The sequence below is a fragment of the Streptomyces sp. NPDC059917 genome (assembly GCF_042730635.1).
In the GTDB taxonomy this organism is placed as follows: Bacteria; Actinomycetota; Actinomycetes; order Streptomycetales; family Streptomycetaceae; genus Streptomyces.
In genome coordinates this window covers 24,205-42,453 of the sequence record NZ_JBHWLC010000001.1, presented here as the reverse complement: position 1 = coordinate 42,453, position 18,249 = coordinate 24,205, and the positions used below count along the sequence as shown (strand labels likewise).

The following is an 18,249-nucleotide window of genomic DNA, read 5'->3' as shown; positions in this document are numbered from 1 at the left end:
CCGCACGCTCCGGTTCTCCCCGACTTTTGTCCGCGGACAAAAGTCGGGTCCGGAACGCAGTGCCCGGCCGACCGATGAATGCCCCCGGGCCGACCCCCTGAGATGCTCAATCGCCCCGTCAGAGAGGTCGGAGTACGCCCTCCGGGTCCTCACGCACCGCTGCCGGGAGCTCAGGCTTCGTGTGTCCGCTCCCCACGCTCGGTGAGGTGACGTGCCGGGCCCCATCGCGCACACCGGTCATTCGCCGGTCTCCATGTGCCCTCATGCCGAGGAGCCCACCGCAAGCGATCCTCATCGCGGGGGCCCCTCGGCATGTGTCGGCGGCTGACAGCTGCCGCTCCGTCGGTCAGTTGGTATCGATCAGGAGCATCGTCAGCTCCACCCGGTGCTTCGCCGACATGTTCGCCCAGATCGCTTCGTACACGGAGCTCGGGTCCTGCCACGAGACCGGGTGTGTGTCACCTCCCCTGGCCTGAGGCGGGATGACGCCCTCCGGCTCCGGCCCCTGCTCGCTCTCGCGCTCACCCTCCTGAACGGGCGTCGCCGCGACGGGCTCCGGCGTCGGCTCCGGAGCCGACGCCCGCACCGGGGCGGGGCTCACCCGAGCCGGCTCCCCGGCCTCGACGGCCTCGACCGCCTCCGACACCGGTTCCGCGGACGCCGTCGGCCGGGGCTCCGGCTCCGGCTCCGGCTCCCGACTTTTGTCCGCGGACAAAAGTCGGGGCGGCTCCGCGTCCCGTTCGGCGGGCTCCGAACCGGCCCGCACACCCCCGGCCGGGCTCGCCTCAGCCGTCTGCACCGGCGCCGCCACGGCGGAGGCCGCGTCCCGCAGCACCACCCGCTGGGCCGCCTTGACCTGAGCCTCCTGCTGCTTGCTCTCCTTCAGGAAAGCCAGCAGCTCGGCCGCACCAGCGCCCGGCCGATCCTTGGCCGCCCGCGCGAGCAGACGCCCGTCCCGCTCCGGCAGCTCGCCCGCGCTGAGCAGGCCCTGGATCTCCTCCGGCAGTTCCAGCAGTACCAGCTGGTTGGTCACCCACGACGGCGAACGCCCCAGCCGCTCCGCCGCCTTTGACTTGGCACCGTGCTCCCGGCCCTCGTCCTCGACGCACATGTCGACGAGCTGCTGCACACCGCGTGCGCGCTCGATGACGTCGAAGTCCTCGCGTTCGAGGTTCTCGGCGAGCAGGTGGTCGATGAAGTCGGTCCGCGAGGCCGCCAGATCGTCGCGCACGACGAAGTCCAGCGCCTCCAACCCGACGTGCTGCGCGCTGCGGAAGCGGCGCTCGCCGTTGATGAGGACGTACGAGACCGCCCCGATCCGCGGCGCGTGGTCCGGCCACAGTCCCAGGTAGGCCTCGCGGCTGACCGCGACGCACGCCGAGAGCTGGGCCTCGCGCAGCTCCTCGCCGAAGCGCGTCTTGTCCTCGTCCGTGCCGAAGTTCCGGCGCGGGTTGAGAGGGGTCGGGGACACCTGGTCGAGGGGGAGACGGATCAGTTCGTACGCCGGTACGTCGCCCTGCGCGAGGGCCTTGGCCCGCCCGCGCTCGCTCCGGCCGCCGCTGCGACGGGCGTTGCTGAAGGAGGCTCCGGTGCCGAGGAGGTCGCTCTTGCTCATGCCGAGATCCTCCGGGCGATCTCGCGCATGGCCTCGGACTGCTCGCAGTCCGGCGCGTAGTGCAGCAGGGGCAGCTTGACCCGTACGGCTTCGCGCTGTTCCTTGAGGTCGCCGATGACCGTGATGACCGGCGGGTCGCCGAACTCCTTCCAGCTGTTGAGGGAGGAGGTGACGACGAAGCCCTTGCGGCTGTCATAGAGGTTGACGACGAAGCCGAGCTGGGCGATCTCGATGTCGAGGTCGTCGATCAGGTCTTCCAGCTGCTCGCTGAGCATGTCGTAGGCGTCGGCGGAGGTGTCCTCGGCCTGGACCGGGACGATGATGCCGGAGGACTTGGGAGCCTCGTCCTCGCGGGTCCGCGCGTAGTAGAGCGCGGTGTCCATGGTGTAGCCGAGGCTCGGGGGGCAGTCGACGACGATGTAGTCGAACTCCTGCTCCAGCTCTTCGAGGGCCTTCTCCAGCGCGGTCTCCTTCGTCCGGACGTGGCGCGTGGTGGCCAGCCTGGCGTCGAGGAGGAAGGCGTCCTTGCAGGAGGGGAGGAGGAAGAGGCGTCCGGCGAAGACCCCGTGCTCGATCGGTACGAGCAGCTCGCGGACGCGGCCTTCGATCTCGCCCAGCATGTGCTTGGCCAGGCTGGGTTCCTTGATGCCGAGCATGTCGGCACCCAGGTGCCGGGTCAGGTGGCCCTGGGGGTCGAAGTCGATGACGCAGACGCGGGCGCCGGTCTCGGCGAGGGCCTGGGAGAGCCCGTTGCTGATGGCGCTCTTGCCCACGCCGCCCTTCTGGTTGCAGACCACGATGCGGCGGGCACCCTCGGTGGAGGGCCGTCGCCGGCCGGCGGGGGAGGGGTGCGTGTCGAGCCACAGCCGGATCGACTGCGCGACGCCCTGGTTGTACGGGACTTCGCGCGCCCGGCACTCCTCCTTGAAGTCTCCGTATAGACCGGTGGGGAGATACGTGGAGAACGACGAGGCACCGGAGGTGTCCACCGGGGTCGCCGCGGAGGCATCGGCACGCCAGGCGTGAATGCCCTCCGTGACGGCGTCCTGGATGTCCACACCCAACTGGGCTGCGCGGACCTTGAGTTCCTGCCGCAGGGACGCTGGCAGCTTGGCGACTACCTTTTCCCTGACTTCCGGATCATATGGAGCGGTCATGTGGGTACCTTACTAACCTCCAGGCCGGAAGGTGAAGCGCCACACCGGAGCACGATGCCGGGTGACCTGGACGGGCACCACCTGTTGCGCCGACATGGAGTCCTCATGATGGACGCCTGCTACCAGTACAGCTCAGCCCTCTGGCACAGCCTCTTCCGGCGCGGCTACCGCCTGAGCGATCGGGCAGAACTGCTCCGCCTTCTGTCTCCTGCCAACGAACAAGTCCGCCCGTTCCACCCCCGCAGACACCTCGCCATATGTCCCGGGATCGTCGAGACGATCTCGCTCTACGCCTCCCCGCACTGGCGCAGGGTCGCCCTCGCCAACGACACGTCGTTCGGGCAGTTCAAAGCCGAGTTCAACGACCGGCTTCCACAGGAACGAGCGCTCCGGAGCACGGCTCGGTCCTGGCTCCTCACCGAACTCGGGCAGACCGCCATGCGGATCGAAGCAGCCGTCCTACCACCAGCTCCGCTGCAGTCGGCACCCGACTGGCGAGCCTTCCCAAGGCCGTCCCTGCGTTCCGTCCGTCCGGGAAGATCGTGCGGTGCTGCGAACCATCGGGATCACCGCCGAACTAACAAGCCATCGCCAGGGCGACCACTTCCACAACCTGCACTGGCAGAAGAAGCTCGAACTCAGCCTGGACTGCTTCATCCGCAAGCGCACCGGGCGCACCACTCACTTCGAACACGGAGAGGAGCGAGCGATCTGCACAGGCGACCGAAGAACGGAGCACCCCATTGCTACCCGCACAAGCGGCTTCGATGTCACCCATGGCCAGGACCGACTGATACTTCGCTCCCTCATCCACCACTGGTGGGCGCCCTTCCACGACGCCGAACGAGACCGGCCCGGAACTGCACTGACTGGCTGGGTCCGCCTGTATGCCGGCCACTACTGCCCACAATCAGAGCAACACCGTCCGCCGGCTGCAGCAAACCTGCGCTCACTGCACAGAACCGCTCGCTACCGACGTGCAGGCTCTCACCATCCGGCTGCTGACCTAGTCCAGCCATCTCGGAGGCGTTTCACATGGCCTCGATGCCCAGAGACATCTGGGACAGGCCGAGAACCTGCGTCCCACCTGTCTCCAGGCACCGCAGGTCAGATACTTGCCCCACCCAGACGTATCTGGGACAGGACATCCCTGGTCGACCCTGCGGTGGACCGCTCCGGGACGGCCCGTGACATGGTGTGGCAGTGCTCCTGAATGATCACGCGAAGAGTGTCGAGCTCCGTCCGCTGCGCTATCGGTTTCCCCTGGGCGGGACCGACCCATACGACGACAACTGGCTCGTCATCGGCGGCTCGGTGACGACCGACGAGGGCAGTCGGTCCTTTGCCGATCCATGTCTGCTGACCGACGAAGCGCGTGAGGTGTCCGCCTGGCTGCGCGCGGTGGCAGCGGAGAAGGTGGCCGTCACCGGACCCGATGTCGAAGGCGACGTGTCCCCGGACACGTCGTTCATCGAACCCGTCCTGGCCTTCAGCCTCGCCGAGCTGAGCGAGGGTGGGGCGGTGGTTCGGGTCCACCTGTCGCTGGAAGCAGCACCACCGTGGCAGCAAGGTGACGACGGACCGGACATCTACCATTACTCCGTCGACATACGACTGGAGACGGCTGCGCTCCTTCACGCGGCTGACCAATGGGATGACGCGCTCGCTTCCTTCCCGACCCGCTGATCCCTCCCCGAGGCCTGGCCTCCGGGGTCGATCACCTGGGCGCCCAGCCACAATTGAGCCGATCAGGGGGTTCCAGGGCTTTGAACGCTGCTCAGGGGAGATGAAAACGCCCTGAGCGGCTCCCTGCCGGGCTGCGAGGCGGCGGAAGGTCACATCACCCACACCCAACCGAGATCGGGCTTCTACGGTGCCGTTCTGGGTGTCGCTTTTCACCCGTTCCATCGGAAATCCGAGCTTGGATCGAGTGCTGAGTACCCAGCGAGGTAAAAGGGTTCTTGTCCGCCGTCGTCCGCGGACCGTGAATCCCAGGGGCCGGCCCCTGGACCCCGCCAGCGCCCGGCCGCGCTGGACCGGCCTCGGCATGGGGGGCTACTCGCCCCCCAGACCCCCTCGCCAGGCGCTCGGGCGCCCTGGACCCGCTCACCCTCGAGCCCTGCCCCACCTCCCTGACGGTCGGCGGTGCACCCCTCGGGCGCTGGGCGCCCTCACTGGGCACGAGGGCCTCGACGACACGTACCCGGTCACCGACGTGGCCGAGGAGGGGGTGGTCGCCGCAGTTCGACGAGGCGGAGCGCCGAGTGGGTGAAGGTGCGTGCGTGGGTGAAGGAATGCGGGCCGGGGTCGTAGTGGTCGGGCAGCAAAACGACTCAAGAGCGGATGTGTGCAGTGGGGATGCACCTTGGGTATGCGTCCTTGAGGGCGCCCCAGGTGCTCGTTGATGCCGTTGCCCACGTTGCTCTTTAGTAAGAGGGCGCCGCAGATTTGGGCCTCTGACCTGCGGGTTTGCCGGAACCCATGTGTCCCCCAGGACACATTTGGTTCTCCGGAATGTATACCTGGCGAGCACATTCCGCGGAAAACTAAAGCAGTTGTGTACTTTCCATGGGGGCGAGTCGACCTCGGATCCTCGCAGGTCGGAGAGTTGAGCCCCGCCCCGATCCACCCCCTCCGATCGAACACCGGGGCACCCGAATATGCTGTCATGGCGACACACGAAAATCAAGGAGGCGTGTACTTCTGACGCTTGTTCGCAAAATAACTTCACGCCTCGTGTAGTTTCGGTGTCGGGATCGAACAGCACCTCCCCGAGACCTCACGCCGCGACGACTTCCGGCGCGCCGACGCGGCAAAAGACAAGCACACGTTGATTTTTGGATACCCTCGGACCGCCTGAGTAACAAGGAGGTCCTGTGACATCTGATCCGCCCGCCCGTCGTCGACAGCGCGGGCCCCGGCCTGTCCCGGTTCCCACCCACGCGGGGAACGAGGCCGAGTACGGCGACATCCTGGCCGTACTCGGCCAGCAACTGGGGGAGCAGGTGGCCAGTGCCACCGACCCCGGCGGCCGACGTCGGCTCAAGGGAGTCCACTTCGAGTACGCGGCGGACCCAAGGGCCGTCCACGACATGGCGGGGGGCGCCGGATACAGCCTGGCCAGCAACTGGTTCACGCAGCTCCTGGCGCAGCTCGCCGTCGCGAACAGCATCACCAAGTCCCAGCTCTGCGTCTTCCTCTTCGTGGCCGGCGGACAGGTGCCGGGCACCGGCATCACCCCGTACACGCAGCAGGAGATCACCGACGGACTGAACAGGATCGCCGCCCAGAAGGACGGCAAAATGATCACGCGCTCCACGGTCAACCGTGCCGTGCAGGCGCTGTGCGGATACAACTGGGTGGAGAAGGCCGGCAACGGCCGGATCCAGATCAACGTGCGGCTGTGGTTCCACGGCAACAGCACCGCCCAGCACGAAGTGCTCGCCGAGATCGCGGAGAAGCACGAGCACGACCCCGAAGCGTTCCCGTACGCGATGGGGCCGCAAGGCGCCCATCAGGAGGAGCTGGACCTCGACTTCGGGGCAGAGGACGGCTTTGGCGGAAGGAAGCGAACCGGGTGATAGCGCTGTCAGGCCCGTACACAGGCGAACGTTCAGAATGTTCAGAACGTTCACGAGGAAGGCTGTCCTCCCATGGCTAACGTCATGTCTCCGATCGTCGCGGAGCGCATCTGGGCCCTGCCACTGTCAGGGTCCGCCGTCAAGTTCCTCCAGTATCTCGTCTCCCGCAGCGGCTTCGGCGGGACGTTGCCGGTCCGCCAGAAGGACATGGCGGCCGAGTACGGAGTCACGCCCCAGGCCGTCAGCGGGCTCATGGCGCCGCTGTGCGACCTGAACATCGTGCTGCGGCCCCGTAGCGAGGAACGCACCGGCAACTCCTACCGGCTGCACCCTCTCGCGGCCAAGTACGAGAGCCCGGAAGCCATGGAGGCGGCGTTCCGCTCGGCCCTCACCCGCATCCAGGCGGGGGACCTGCCGAACCTGAAGCTGCCGGCGTACCACCAAGCCCCGCCCGCCCCCACGGGCCGCCCCAAGCTCCAGGTGGCCTGACCGGGGCGACGGCAGGAAGCAAAGACGGAAGGCCCCCCACCGAGGTGGGGGGCCTTCCGCGCCTGAGTAACAGATGGTCCGGTCACTATATCCACCGGTCCCCGGTCCGGACAGCCCAGAACATGTGTCTCACTGGATGCGGTACACCCGCCGCAGCGCCTCGACCACGGCGTCGTCGAGTTCCGGCAGCTGGGGGATCGGGGTCGCGATGTACGAGAAGTAGACGGTGCGCCGGGAACGGGGATCGCGCGCGGCGTCGGCGAGCAGGTCGATGATCCGGTCACGAACCTTCGCGGGGGTGGAGGCCCGTTCGCCGATGATCGACAGCAGCCGGGCCGCCGCCCAGGCGGTGACGGAGCTCGCCCCGGTCAGCGCTTCGGCCAGGTCGTCCACCAGTTCCTTGTCGATCAGGCGCAGGGCACCGTAGGCGCGCAGCGCGGCCGAACGCACGACCGTCACGTCCCGCAGCCCGCGTTCCAACGCCCGCAGCACCGGACCGGATCCGGTCCGCAGCACTCCCAGTACCTCCGCGGCGGCGGCCCGGCCCGGATAGGAGTTGTGGTACATCAGCACATCGGCCAGGTACAGGCCGAGGGCTTCGCTCTCCGGCAGCCGGCGCAGGATGTCGGCGTCCGTGACGGCCATCGCCTGGAGTGCCACGAGAGCGTCGCCGCGCACCCAGCGGCCGGGCTCGTCCACCGCCGACTCGGCGAGCAGTCGGCAGAGCCAGCGCACCAGCAGGTCGGGCCAGGGCCGGTGACCGCCGGAAACCGACGCGCTCAGCTCACGATAGGCGCCCAGCGTCTCCTTGTTCCTCAGCGCCGAGTCGTGGAAGAACTGGGCGCCGATGCGGGACACCCGCGCGTGGGCCGCGGCCGCGTCGGCCGCGTCGGCCAGCGCGGTGCCCAGGTCGGTCCCGCAGGACCGCCACAACGCGGCGGAGGCGCGGTCGACCGACCGCTCGTCGAGCACCCCGCCCGTCTCCTCCAAGGCGCAGTGGACGGCGGCCAGCACGTCGCTCGGAGAGGCGACCAGGAAGCGCTGCTCGCGCAGCAGGTCGGCATCGACGGCCGACAGGGTGGCGTACAACCGCTCCCAGCGCGGGGAGCCGCGCTCCAAGGTGGCCTCCTGCCCGGACCGCGCGTTGCTGTGGACCGCTTGGACGCAATTGTTGACCAGCACGGCGAGCAGCGCCGGACCTGCCGTGGACAGTTGGGTCAACAGTTCCTCGAAGACCCGGTCGTCCGTGGGGAGAATGTTCTTCAGTAGGAACGCGGCGACTTCGGCGTCAGGGCCGCCGACGTCCACGGCGGCGCACCAGCGCCGGAAGGCGGACGGGTCGTCGTGCAGCAGACCGGACAGGTGCCAGGTGATGACCAGGGCGCCCGAGGGTTCGTAACCGCGCTGGGAGAGGGCGAACGCGGCCAGGTGCTCCAGTGCGACAGGCCCCAGGCGGGCGACCGAGTCGTGGGTGGTCTTCCGTTCTATCGCGGTGTCCAGGATCTCAAGGGCTCGGCCGCGCAGCAGATCGTCGTCATCGGTGAGGAGTTCGCTGAGGGGCACGACGGTGGTGGCGTCCAGCCGGTGGTACTCGGCGAGCAGGAGGGCGGCCAGCTGACGTAGCCGAGGATGCCCGTGCGTCAGCCAGCCGGTCACCAGGGGCTCAGCCGCGCAATCGAGCCGGACCAGCCGGGAGAGGACCGGGTCGAGGTCGACGCCCCGGGCCCGAGCCGCGGCGGTGACGGCCCGGGCCACGGGGACCCGGCAGTCGATCAGTCCGTAGTCGTGGACGGCGAGCACCCCGGCGACCGCCTCCGCGTCCGGTGCCTGCGCCAGCCGGGCCCAGGCACGCTCCATCTCCGCCGTCCTCCTGCGTCGTCCCACTTCCAGGGCCCGGGCGTAGAGTGCCACCGGCGCCCAGACCTGGGCGGCTTGCGGGTCGTCACGGACCAGGACCGGAAGGCGGCGCCGCAGGATCGCGCCGGGGTCCGCCGGCGCGGCCGTCGCCCCACCGGCAGCCCGCCCGACGGCCGCGCGGACCGCGGGACGGTCCCCGAATTCGGCCAGCGCCTGCCGCAGGATGTTCCGGCCGATCTGGTCGTCGGGCCGGAGTGCCCGGTCGATCGCCTTCAGGACCACCGGATCGCAGTCCGGCGCGGGGAGGAACCGGGCGAGCCGCAGCAGGGCCGTCGCCGCGTCGTGGTCCTTGGGTACCGCGTCGGCGCGGCGCAGGCATTCTTCGAGCGCGCTGGCCCGTTCCGGCGTCGTCGTGGTCAGCAGGGCGATCCGTTCGGCCAGCTGGAAGGCCCGGACAGGGCCCCGGTCCTGCTCGGCGACCCGGTCGACCGAGGTCCTCACCAGGTCGACCAGCGTCGCCCGGTGGGCGGAAAATATCTCGGCCAGGCGCAGCCATGCCCGGCTCCGGTACCACGGGTCGGTGACCTCGTCGGCCAGTCGTCGCAGGTGGCCGTACGGGTCCGAGGTCACCGCCAGCTCCGCGTCGAACAGGGACAGCGTCTCCGCGGCGTCGCCATCGCGCCGCAAGGTGCTGCTCCACGCCACGGCGAGGGCCTCCGGCAGCATCGGGTGACCGTTGATCAGCGGCTCCAGCACGTCACGGAAGAGCCAGTGGGGGGAGAACGACAGCGGTGCGGGCAGACGCAGGATCTGATCGAGAACGGCGGACGGCACCAGGTCGTCCTCCGTGAAGCGGAGTGGATCGGCCGGCCACCAGTAGTGGTAGAGCCGGTAGCCGTCGACGTGATTGGCACCGCGGTCGTACAGCGCGGCGACCAGCCGGGGGGCCGAGAACCGGGTCCAGCTCGTTCGATCGGCGAACCTCACCGCGTGGTGGAGCAGGTCATCGCCGTATCCGAGAACGTGCTGGGTGAACTCGTAGGCCAGGACGGAGACCTGCGCGCTCTCGGGCAGGAGCCCCGGTTCCGGGAACTCGATCGGCGGGGCGCCCGCCTCGATCAGCGTCGACGTCAGTGCTTGGCGCAGTTCGTCCCATTCCGCGGTCGGCAGCCGCTCGGTGGCCGCGACGAGGTCCCGCACCGCCTCCGGCGCGGCCCGCACCGTGGCGTCGCGCAACTGGGCGGCCAGCGCGGAGATCCGGACGGAGGCCACGTGAGCCGCGGCGGTGCCGTTCGACAGGAACGCGTCCTGCTCGTGCCCCAGCGCCCACAGCGCGAGCGTGGCGTCGGCGGCCTCACGCGGGTCCGCGGAGCCTTGCCGGCCGGTCAAGAAGTCGGTGAGTCCGCGCAGGTCGTCGCGCTGCAGCGCCGAATGGATCCACCGGGTCAGCCGCGAGTCGCGCCAGATCGCCTCGACGACGAAACGCGGCCGCTGGGACCACCGCCTCCTGTGGCCGTAGTTGTCCAGGTGGACGGCCATGGTGTGGTTCGGGTCGTCGGAGCGCCACGTCTCGCCGAAGTACTCCGCGAACCCCGAGCGCCGGAATTCGTCCTGCTGCAGGAAGTTGCTGATCCGGTAGTACTCGTCCAGCGCGTCGGCGGCGCCCAGGTCGGGCTGGCCGCCGTACAGGCAGAGCACCAGCGACTGCCACAGCGGATCGGCCGCCACCCGCTGGGCGTCCTCGGGCGAGCGAAGGAGCAGTTCCCGCATCTTGAGCCGGCCGGAGCGCCAGTCCGCGGGCAGTCGATCCGCCGGCAGCCGGTCCGCGGGGAGCCGATCCAGCTGCCCGCCCTCCCCGGTCGGCATCATGCGGCCGAGTGCCACGGTGATCGGATGACCGAGGTCGGGGTCGTCCCGGTCGGCCGCGGCGGCGAGTGCCTCGGCGAGGCGTGGCGTGACCGCCCCGACGGCGGCGACGATCCCGGCCGCCGCTCCCGGTAGACCGCTCTCGGCGGGCTCCGCCAACGCCTCGACCAGGGCCTCGTCGACCGCCGACGCGTATCCGTCCTCGCGCAGCGCGGCCACGCAGGAGTCGATCAGATCACGGGTCTTCGAGAGCCGTCGACCACGCGTCGCCGAGGCGTAGCCGGTCACCAACGTCGTGACGATCGCCCGGACCGCGTCGGGCGGCACCTCGGTCATCTGGAGCACCGCGGCCGCCAGAAGCAGCCCGGTGTCGGGGAAGAACTCGGTCAGCCTGCCGTCCACCGCCAGCAGCTCCCGCACCACCACGACGAGGTCGGCGGACTCCCAGTTGACCAGCGCGAGCCCCATCAGGATCGGTTCGCGCCAGCGCGGATCCGCCAGCCTGGCGACGAGCCGCTCTAGCCGGCAGGCGCCTTCGTCCACCAGATGGCGCGCGGCGAAGAACTCCTGGAACGTCTGGTGCGAGAACCGGAAGGCGTTGGGCCCGCTCTCCACGAGGAGGCCGACCTCGGTGCGCATCGCCTCCAGCAGGGTGTCGACGCGGGCCTGCAGCAGCGGGTGGGGACGCTCCGGGCCGGTGCCGTCGATCCGGGCCATCTCGCGCAGAACCTCCGCACGGAACTCCGTCCAGGTGATCACGCCGTTCGGTTTGGTGGCGTGGATGTGGGCGGCGACGGCGGGCAGGGCGGCGAGCATCGACTGGTAGGTACTGCTGGAGAAGCTCCCACCCAGACGGCGCTTCCAGGCTTGCATCAGCGCGTCCGCCGCCGCGTCGAACAACTCGACGCGCTGCGGCGGCAGGCTGCCGCCGCCGTTGAGGAAGACGCTGACGATCACGCTGGCCAGCAGCGGGTTGCTGGCCAGGTCCCGCGCATGCCGGTTGGCGGGGGCGGCCAGAAGCGTCAGCAGGCCGTTCGCCGCCGCGAGGGGATCGGTCAGGAGGGACCGCGGTTCACTGACGGCACCGGCGATCTCGGCGATCCAGTTCCGTACGAAGACCCGCAGGGCTCGATCGGTCATCCGCTCCACGGTGACCTGCGTCAGGTGCAGGGGCAGCGGGGCCAGGTGGTAGCCGGCGATCCTGCTGGTCACGAAGACCCGGTTGCCGTCCGGGTCCGGCCCCGGGCCACCGGTCCAGAGACGGACGAACTCGCTGACGGCGGCCGCGGTCTCCTCCCGCACCTCCGCGGCCACTTCGTCCAGCCCGTCGAGCACCACCAGGGCCTGACCCCGGCGCAGAGCGGTGGTCAGCAGGTCCGCCACCGTTTCCCGGGGCAGTTGTTCGTTGGCCCGGTGCTCCCCGCTGTCGGTCAGCCAGACGGGGCACCGCCCGTCCCACGTGTGGTGGCCCAGGAACTCGGTGAGCCCGCGCGGCGGCAGGCCTTGCAGGGCACGGTGCTGTCGGTCCGCCGCGTACTCGCCGACCCGCACCAGGACCGGTACCAGCGGGCGGCCCAGTACGACCTCCGCCGCAGCCGACTTGGTGGTGTCGACCCGCTCGGAGGTCACCCGCGCCCAGGGTTCGCCGTCGAGCAGAGCCTTGGCGTGCACCAGGGCCAGCCAGCGCACGACGGTCGTCTTGCCACTGCCCGGGTCGCCGAGGATCACCGCGGCCACCTCCCGGCGGTAGAGCTCGTCGATCGTCAGGACCGTCGTCGGCTCGACCAGACGCTCCGAGAGCCGGTCCGCGGTCCCGAGGTAGTCGGCCACCGGAAGGTCGCTGTAGAGGTACCAGCGGCGGCGCTCCACTTCCTCGGGTGGCAGGTCCAGACCGGCCAGGCGCGTGTCGAGCTCCATGCGCAAAGCGTCCACAGCGGCCGCCCGCTCCCGCAGGCTGCTGGTGTCGACCTTCAGGGCCACGTACACCCGCTCCAGCTCGAGCTCGACCAGTCCCGAGGCCACGTGCAGGCCGCGCACGGGCATCCGCCGCGTCACGTCGACGACCCAGGCCAGATAGCTGCGCAGGGCCGCATCGTGGCGGGGGTCCGGCGCGCCGCTCGCGGCGGGCGCGGAACCCGGCCGGCCGCCGCGCCGACTGTCCTTCTCGCAGCGCGCGTTCTCGAGCAGCTTGATCCAGTAGTGGTCCGTCCTGCGGCGGTAGGTGCGCGACGCCCTTCCGGCCAGCTCTTGCAGGTGCGAGACGAGCACCAGGTAGAAGGCCCGGGAAGCGGGCGCCGGTACCGTCTTGCCCGTCAGCCAGGAACTGATGCTCGTGGTGGACGCCGCCGCCGGCGGTCGCTGCTCACGGGCGAGTCTGACCAGCGATCCCAACGTGGGGCTGCCCGCGGCCCGGTGGAGAGCCGTCAGCTCCCGTTGGAACTCTGCCGAAGCGGCACCTGCCACGACAGCCCCCTTTCGTGCCGATGCCCCGTCCGGACCGGAAAGTGCCCGGAAAACCGGGACCACAACCACGGCGTGCGCGAGCGCGACCGCCCGACCCGCGGCTCCTCGCCGGAAAGCCCCCGGACGGGGGGCAATGGCCAGGCGTGCCGGAGCCGTGGTGGCCGAGGACGCATCACGAAGGGGAGAAAGCCCTATGTCCGGATCCGTCCCCCGCTCGCCCTCTCCGGCCCGTCCGGGCCGGCAGGCGCCCGGTACCTCGCCCACGCCGCTCCTGTCCCTCCGGACCGCCGTCGTCCTGCTGGTCGCCTTCGTGGTCGGCCTGGTGATGGGGGGCCTGACGCTCCTCAGCGGCGTCCCGGTGGCAGGGGCCCTGTTCCAGGGATTGGCCTCGGCCGGCGTCGCGGTCCCCGTGCTCCACCACCTCATCGGGCAGAGTCGCTGATCGCGGGGGCCCGGACGTGCCGTCCGGGCCCCTTCCCTGAGCGCAGCGACCCAGTCGGAGTTGAGTCGCTGCGCTTGAGTCGCTGCTAAACATACAGGTCAGAGCTCTAGGGCCGATGAAACAGCGACTGAAGCGACTCAACTTCCGGTATATGAGGACATTCACATGTGCGCGTGTGCGTCATATATAGGAGGCTTCAGTCGCTTCAGTCGCTGTTGACTGTCTCTCAGGGCTGTGACCTGCAGGTTCTTGAACAGCGACTGAAGCGACCGAACGGCCTCGGTCGCTGGGCCCCCGCGTTCGGTCGCTGATGGGGCTCTTCGGGTCCCAGGGGTGGACCTGAGGGACGGGTCCCAGGACGACACGCGACGACACGCCGAGGCAGGTACGTGCGACACGCTGCGTACGCTGCCCGGCCGCTTTCGCTAGGCTGTGTTCGTTATTGAGTCGCTTCAGTCGCTGTAAGGGGAAGTAGATGCCCGCTGAGCTGCGGTTTTCTCGCAGCGACTCAGGGCGCCCGACCCCTGGGAGTCCCGTCGCCGCTCTCCGCCTGGCCCGGTGGTGCGCCAGCAACGGCTGGCCCGTCCACCCGCTGGCCCCGGGACGCAAGACCCCGGCCGCCAACTGTCGGGACTGCGCAGCCCCGGGACACACCTCCACCGGCTGCTCCTGCCTGGCCGCCGGCCGTTGGTGCCACGGCTTCCACGCGGCCACCCTGGACTACGACCGCATCCAGCAGTGGTGGGGGGCCAACCCGGCCCTCGGCGTCGGCGTGGCCTGCGGTCCTGCGGGCCTGGTCGTCATCGACATCGACGCGCACGAGGGGGAGCCCCCGCAGCGGGACAAGGCCCTTCCCGGGATCCCGATCGGTGACCACATCGACCTGTCGGGCCTGACCACCGGCTACCACTCCCTGGCCGTACTCGCCGCTCTCCGGGGCGAGTCGTCCCCGGCGGAGGATTCCTCCACCCTGCGCGTGCGCACGCCCTCAGGAGGCCTCCACGTCTGGTACCGGGCCACCGACGGCCGCCGCTGGCAGTGCTCCACCGGCTCCGGCAAGAGGGGCCTCGCCTGGCAGGTCGACGTACGGGCGCACGGCGGTTACATCATCGCCCCCGGGACGACCACCGGCGCGGGGACGTACATGCCCGTCGGCGACGTCCGCCAGCCCGCCCCGCTGCCCGCGTGGCTGGCCCAGGAGCTCCAGCGCACCGGGCACCTGCCGGCCCCTCACATCCCGGCGCCCCGGCCGGTCCCGCCCCGGGCCCGGCAGGCCGTCCTGGCGGCCGGAGGGGGCGGCGACCAGACCTCCCGGCTCCTCGCCGCCCTGCTGTCCGAAGTCGCCGCCTGTGGCCGGCTCCATGAGGGAGCCGCCTTCACCGAGAAGCTGAACCGGGCGGCGTACACCCTCGGTGGACTGGTCGCCGCCGGGCACCTCACCGAATCCGCCGCGGCGCTCGCCCTGCGCGAGGCTGCGGAGGCCGCCCGGCCGGGTCAGACGCACCGCATCGACCAGATCGTCCGCAGTGGCATGACCGCAGGCGCCGAGCGCCCCTTGCACCTTGGAGGCCGCCGGTGAGTCCCGCATCCGAAACGGACGACTTCCTCTTCGACTTCGACCCCGAGGCCGTCGCCGCGCAGATCCTGGCCCAGGCTCCGCCCGTACCGACCGCGCCCGTCCCGGCCCAGGCCGGGGAGCAGGTGCACCTCGACCACGCCACCCCCGCCGGGCTGCTCCCGGACACCCTCAGCGACCGGGGCAACGCCAAGCTGTTCGTCCGCCTCTACTCGGGGGACTACCGGCACGTGCCGGGGCTCGGTTGGTACCGCTGGGACACCACCCGCTGGCAGATCGACGAGGACGACACGGTCGTCTGGGCTGCGGGCGACCTCGCCGAGGCCATCGCCACCACCGACCCGCGGGGCATCCACAGCAACCAGTCGCTGCAGAAGCACCGCCGCCGGGCCCTGAGCACCTCCGGCATGAACGCGATGCTCACCCAGGCCAAGTCCGCCCCCGGCATGGTCCTGCGGGCGGAACTCCTCGACGCCGACGCCTACGCCCTGTGCACCCCGGCCGGCATCGTCGACCTCCACACGGGCCTCATCCGCGCCCCGCAGCCCGACAAGGACTTCCACTCCCGCTCGACGTCCACCGGCCCCACCTCGCAGCCCACCCCGCGCTGGGACCGCTTCCTCGCCGACACCTTCGGCGACGACGCCGAGGGCCGCGAGATGATCGACTTCCTGCACCTGATGCTCGGCTACTCCATCACCGGAGACGTCGGCGCCCAGGTCATGCCTTTCCTCTTCGGCTCGGGCAAGAACGGCAAGTCGGTCCTCCTGGACGTCCTGATGAAGCTCCTGGGGGACTACGCCGATGCCGCCCCGCCCGGCTTCCTGATGGCCCGTACCTTCGACGGCCACCCCACCGAGCTCGCCGAACTCCACGGCCGACGCGTCATCGTCTGCTCCGAGGTCAAGCCCGGCGACAAGTTCGACGAGGCCCGGGTCAAGCTCCTCACCGGCGGCGACCGGATCAAGGCCCGCCGGATGCGCCAGGACTTCTTCTCCTTCGCGCCCACCCACAAGCTCTGGCTCATCGGAAACCACCGGCCCGAGGTCGGGACCGGCGGCTTCGCGTTCTGGCGCCGCATGCGCCTGGTCCCGTTCGAGAAGGTGGTCTCCGACGACCGGAAGATCGACAACCTCGCCGACATCCTCGTCACGGAGGAAGGCCCGGGCATCCTCGCCTGGCTCATCGACGGAGCCCGCCGCTACCTGGCCGGCGAGAAGGACCTCACCGGCCCCGCGCCGGTCCGCATCGCGACCACCGCGTACGCGGAGACCGAAGACCACACGGGCCGCTTCTTCGAGGAGTGCTGCACCTTCCACACCGACCACAGGGCCGAGCAGGCCCGCCTCTACAGCGTCTACCGCACTTGGTGCCAGAATGAGGGGGCGCCCACCGTCTCCTCCCGCGCCTTCGCGGCACGGGCCCGCGAGCTCGTGGGCCTGGCCTCACCCAAAGAAATGATCTTGTCTAACTCGAAGAAGTACTATCCCGGCATCGGCCTGCTGGCAGAGGAGGAGAACGCGTGAGCTCCCTCATCTCCGACGACGAGATCCAGCACGAAGTCGACCTCGTCTGGCTGGAGGACGTCACCGAACTGGACTACGTCCGCCAGTCCCTCGACCGGCTCCCGACGCGCCGGGGCAAGCCCGCCTACCACCGCGACGGGCGCCTCGTCGGCTACGCCCAGCTCGGCGCCCAGGCCAAGCCCTCGCGCTCCAGCGGCACTTTCCGCCGCCGCGTCTTCTGGCTCCTGCCCCACGACCGTGACACGGTCCCCGACGGCCTCTACGCGAGCGGCGCCCCGGCGGAAGCGGTCGACCCGACCACCCTGACCGCGGGCAGCAAGGGCCGCAAGACGGAACGCTCGGAACGCCCGGTCCAGGCCGCCGGTACCTGACGCCTGCACGGCTCCCTCCCTCGACCGAAGTCGTGGGACCATGTCCAACCTTGGGTCGCTTCAGTCGCTGCGTCCCGGACGGCAAGCCTGTGACCTGCGCCGATACGAGAACGTCGGCCGGTCCGGCGCATCGCAGGATGCCGCGGACGATCAGCATGTACGGGGCCTGGCGCAGCCATTCGCTCATCGGGACCCGAGAGCGGCGCGACGAGCGGGAGCGGCGCCGCCCTGACGGGCCTGGCTCGCCAGCCTCGTACACAACCGCGACTACGGGAGCCTCGCCGACCTCCGGCGGCTCCGGGCCGACAGCGACGCGGAGGACAGTTCCAGGCCTGCCTCCTAGGCCAGGACCAGCCTCGACTGGGCTCCGGTTGAGACTTCGCGCTGGGCAGCGGCGTCCGCAGCTTCCACTTGATGTTCACGGCGTGGGTTCCTCTCCGGTGAGCTCGCCGAGCGTGCTGCTCACGGCGCGTCGATACGCGTCCTCGACGAACGTGGCCGAGGGCCGGAGGTATCTCCTGGTCGAACTGACCGTCCAGTGACCGTCCAGTGACCGAGCAGCTGCTGGATGGCCACCAGGTCCACTCCGCGCTCGTAGTCGTGGGTCGCGCATCCCCTGCGCAGGGCGTGCGGGCTGAAACAGTGCGTGGCCGGACGGCCTTTCCGGCTCCATCAGGTATCGCAGGCGGCTACGGACGGTGCCCTGGTGCGGGGCGAGGCGTTGAACTCGCGCACGCGGCAGACGAGTCGGACCCCGAGTCCTTGGGCGTGACACCCCGAGCCGGCCGCCCCAGCGCTTTCAACGTCCGCTCCAGCAGGCCGATGTCGTTGTCGACCGTCACCGGACTGAAGCCCCGGGCCCGCCAGGAGGTCGCGAACGCTTCCACGCACAGGGCCTGGAACTCCCACGGATCCCAGGCAACGGGCGCCCTGGGGACCGCCCGAGCCCGGGCCGCACAACAGCCGGTCAGCTGAACAGCCCCCGGGCTTGATCTTCACAGCCAACGAGTCCTGAGGTCGGCCGACCCACTGCCTTCTCCTGGGAGTGTTCATGCCTCGCCGGTCACCGGGCGAGATCAGGACCCGGTTCCCGCAACACCGAACACACCATCGGCGGGCGCCCGTGATCCGCGGACCGTCCGCTTCGGCAAACAGGCCGATCGCCGCCTTCGAGCGGAGCCACGGCCTCCCCGCAGATGAAGTCGCGCACGCGTTCCGCCGCTGGAACACGTCTGTCCGCCTGCCAAGCGGAGGCCTTGAGCCGTTCTATGAACGCGATGCCACAGACCTCCGCAACGGCGACTAC

The 18,249-nt window shown here is 70.1% G+C and carries 11 protein-coding genes; 7 read left to right on the top strand and 4 right to left on the bottom strand.

The window, feature by feature from the left end; all coding sequences use genetic code 11:
• Positions 1-346: 346 nt before the first annotated feature.
• The 3 genes from ACFWAR_RS00180 to ACFWAR_RS00170 all read right to left on the bottom strand — a co-directional run bounded on the left by ACFWAR_RS00180 (position 347) and on the right by ACFWAR_RS00170 (position 3,550).
• Positions 347-1,615 carry a ParB/RepB/Spo0J family partition protein gene (locus ACFWAR_RS00180; RefSeq protein ID WP_385771988.1) on the bottom strand — a complete coding sequence of 423 codons (1,269 nt, stop codon included), beginning with the start codon at positions 1,613-1,615 and terminating at the stop codon, positions 347-349.
• Positions 1,612-2,772, bottom strand: coding sequence for a ParA family protein (locus tag ACFWAR_RS00175; RefSeq protein ID WP_385771987.1), 1,161 nt, complete (start codon positions 2,770-2,772; stop codon positions 1,612-1,614). The genes ACFWAR_RS00180 and ACFWAR_RS00175 overlap by 4 nt, the downstream gene beginning before the upstream one ends.
• Positions 2,773-3,349: 577 nt before the next feature.
• Positions 3,350-3,550: a hypothetical protein gene (locus ACFWAR_RS00170; RefSeq protein WP_385771986.1), complete on the bottom strand. Its 201-nt coding sequence runs from the start codon at positions 3,548-3,550 to the stop codon at positions 3,350-3,352.
• A gap of 425 nt (positions 3,551-3,975) precedes the next feature.
• Between ACFWAR_RS00170 and ACFWAR_RS00165 the strand changes: the two genes are divergently transcribed.
• From ACFWAR_RS00165 to ACFWAR_RS00155, 3 genes are all read left to right on the top strand, one after another.
• Complete coding sequence (locus ACFWAR_RS00165; protein ID WP_385771985.1) at positions 3,976-4,458, top strand: hypothetical protein; 483 nt, start codon at positions 3,976-3,978, stop codon at positions 4,456-4,458.
• A gap of 1,190 nt (positions 4,459-5,648) precedes the next feature.
• Positions 5,649-6,353: a hypothetical protein gene (locus tag ACFWAR_RS00160; RefSeq protein ID WP_385771984.1), complete on the top strand. Its 705-nt coding sequence runs from the start codon at positions 5,649-5,651 to the stop codon at positions 6,351-6,353.
• An 84-nt stretch (positions 6,354-6,437) separates the two neighbouring features.
• Positions 6,438-6,842: a hypothetical protein gene (locus ACFWAR_RS00155; RefSeq protein WP_385771983.1), complete on the top strand. Its 405-nt coding sequence runs from the start codon at positions 6,438-6,440 to the stop codon at positions 6,840-6,842.
• Positions 6,843-6,971: 129 nt separating this feature from the next.
• On the opposite strand, the gene ACFWAR_RS00150 is transcribed toward ACFWAR_RS00155, so the two are convergent.
• Positions 6,972-13,028: a hypothetical protein gene (locus tag ACFWAR_RS00150; protein ID WP_385771982.1), complete on the bottom strand. Its 6,057-nt coding sequence runs from the start codon at positions 13,026-13,028 to the stop codon at positions 6,972-6,974.
• Between the two features lie 193 nt (positions 13,029-13,221).
• Here ACFWAR_RS00150 and ACFWAR_RS00145 point away from each other — a divergent pair, with 193 nt between their 5' ends.
• From ACFWAR_RS00145 to ACFWAR_RS00130, 4 genes are all read left to right on the top strand, one after another.
• Positions 13,222-13,470: a hypothetical protein gene (locus tag ACFWAR_RS00145; protein WP_385771981.1), complete on the top strand. Its 249-nt coding sequence runs from the start codon at positions 13,222-13,224 to the stop codon at positions 13,468-13,470.
• Positions 13,471-13,945: 475 nt separating this feature from the next.
• Positions 13,946-15,049, top strand: a complete 1,104-nt coding sequence (locus ACFWAR_RS00140; RefSeq protein ID WP_385771980.1) for a bifunctional DNA primase/polymerase — start codon at positions 13,946-13,948, stop codon at positions 15,047-15,049.
• A complete protein-coding gene (locus ACFWAR_RS00135) occupies positions 15,046-16,572 on the top strand; it encodes a phage/plasmid primase, P4 family (RefSeq protein WP_385771979.1) in 1,527 nt (508 codons plus the stop codon). Before ACFWAR_RS00140 ends, ACFWAR_RS00135 begins: the two co-directional genes overlap by 4 nt.
• Complete coding sequence (locus ACFWAR_RS00130) at positions 16,569-16,943, top strand: DUF6009 family protein (RefSeq protein ID WP_385771978.1); 375 nt, start codon at positions 16,569-16,571, stop codon at positions 16,941-16,943. Before ACFWAR_RS00135 ends, ACFWAR_RS00130 begins: the two co-directional genes overlap by 4 nt.
• The last annotated feature ends 1,306 nt before the right edge of the window (positions 16,944-18,249 follow it).